The following is a 2,056-nucleotide window of genomic DNA, read 5'->3' on the forward strand; positions in this document are numbered from 1 at the left end:
TACGGTGGTGTGAGAGGCGCACCGTGGGCTTATGGCTCACGGCCGTCTACTCGATTGGCAGTAGTTGTTCTCATTTTCTCAGGTTTTCTGTCCCGTGAAAAAGTGTCCCAAATTTGTCTGTAATAGCCTTATATGAAAGTTGGTCAACAACTGTATAAACATAAGCGTCCCAACCAAGGTCAAGGAAAATCAGTCTTTTGTTTAATGTTTCTAAATCTTTGTCAATGGTCTTTAAAAGGTCAATTATAAATTTACCATCTCTTTGTCTTTCTTCGTCAACACCCTTTCTTATTTCGTTTACATTTTGCCAATCAGTCTTAATCTGCAACTTGTCTTCAAGGAAATTTTCAATTTCTCTTCCGTTTTCTTCTCCACGCCAATCTGTCATCCATAGCTTTCCCTTACTGTCTCCAAAAATGTAAATGACTTCTATTGGCTTTAGTTTGTCCAATTCAAAGTTGTCATAGTCTTCTAAAAACACTTCGTTTTCAGTTAGAAATGTGTTTTTGTCTTTTAAAAATGTGTTGAAAAAAATTTCGAAATCTGTCTTGTGTCCTGAAAATAGCATTGTTCCAATGTCAATAAGACCACCTTCGTCATTTGTTTTACTTGACAATTTACTATCCTTATAACTTCGCTTTTCAATTTTGTCGTCTATAATAATTTTTACGATTTTGAATGGAAATGATATCAAAAGGTAAATGAAGTAAAACGGAAAAGTCACTATGTCAAATATTCTCTTTATCATTTGTTCTGTGTCTGTTTTACAATTACTGCCAACGGTTTGCATATGGCTTGTGGCGGTTTCGAAGCACTTTCCTGTCCACCGAAACTAAAGCTGGCTACTTAGCGAAAGCCTTGTTGGTAGCCGTTCACCTGCCATAAGCTATATGCTGTGTTGTGTGCTGCCTTTTTTTATTCTTTTTCTCTCCAATCAAGTGGCAATGTTCTTGTCTGCATACTCCCTGGTTGTTGATAGACATATTTAATCTGTCCTACAAAAGTCTTTTCTGGAAACTTTGTCAGTAGTAGAGGTACTGTCGCTGACTTGATTTGCTCGTAATTATCATCATTCTCTAAATAATTTTCGTTTAGTCGAAGGATTACAGAAACATATTTCAGGTCATCATTTTTTTCGATTTTGTCGTAAACACGAACGTCTGCGGTCATATATGTTCCCAAGCTGTCTGCAAATAACTGTTCTGTTTCGTTGGCCGCATTTTCATTTATGGAACTCTTGAGATAAGTTACTCGATTAGTTGCCATTTTTGATTTTAGGCCTTCAAATGGAAGCATTACAAGAACCATTAGTCCATAAGCAAGTAAAATTGATATTCCAACTTGTGTGTAATTAACTTTAGGTTGTTCAAGTTCAGGGTTGAATGGAATTACTCTGGTTCCTGCTACCATATCTCCAATTCTTCTACTTGGACTTACTAAAGTCACAATAACTTCAATTGGCCAAAGAATACAAAATATGTTTCTGACAAAGCATTTAATTGGAGAAGCTACATTTCCACTTTTATTATCAACTACCTGAAGTTTTAAGGCTCTTTTTGCAATACTCCGTCCATTTATACAGTCTTTACAGAAATAGAGGGCAAAACCGATTAGTCCAACATAACTAAGTCCACCGAAAATGTCTGGACTGGTTTGTTCGTGATTTACTTCAAAAGCAGTTGAAAATTCTGAAATCATCCCGGGCACGAAAAAAATCATTGCTATAAATGTCATTGCAATGTGGTCAAGTAACATTGAGCCAATTCTTGTCCCTGCGTTAGTTTTCTGTTCTGTTGTCATTTTATGTTTCTCGTTTTTTTAGGTTGCACACAACGGTTTCGGGCTATAGCAAGTGCGGGATTTTGAAACCGAATTTTTGTCAGCCAGACTGAATTTTATTTAGTTGCAATATCTGCATTTTTAGCCAGTCAAACCGCATTTGCTATCGCCGATGTGTGTGCCCAGCATGGGCATCTGATATCGAAGATATCAAATTATTCCAGAGGGTGAAAGTCCCTTATGTGCGGGGGTAACGCCCCGAAGCATTAGCAAGTCG

Annotated in this window: 2 protein-coding genes; both read right to left on the minus strand. The window is 37.2% G+C overall.

What is annotated here, in order from left to right:
- Positions 1–70 precede the first annotated feature (70 nt).
- Entirely contained in the window at positions 71–748 is a 678-nt protein-coding gene (locus tag LV85_RS21910; RefSeq protein ID WP_146260532.1) for a DUF6630 family protein, read from the minus strand.
- Positions 749–915: 167 nt separating this feature from the next.
- Complete coding sequence (locus tag LV85_RS21915; protein ID WP_111323483.1) at positions 916–1,800, minus strand: RDD family protein; 885 nt, start codon at positions 1,798–1,800, stop codon at positions 916–918.
- Positions 1,801–2,056 lie beyond the last annotated feature (256 nt).

Origin of the sequence: Algoriphagus chordae (assembly GCF_003254055.1) — a bacterium.
GTDB lineage: Bacteria > Bacteroidota > Bacteroidia > Cytophagales > Cyclobacteriaceae > Algoriphagus > Algoriphagus chordae.

What these genes read in the sequence shown, in the direction of transcription:
- LV85_RS21910 (WP_146260532.1), bottom strand. Translation starts at nt 748, where the DNA reads ATGATAAAGAGAATATTTGACATAGTGACTTTTCCGTTTTACTTCATT.
- LV85_RS21915 (WP_111323483.1), bottom strand. Translation starts at nt 1,800, where the DNA reads ATGACAACAGAACAGAAAACTAACGCAGGGACAAGAATTGGCTCAATG.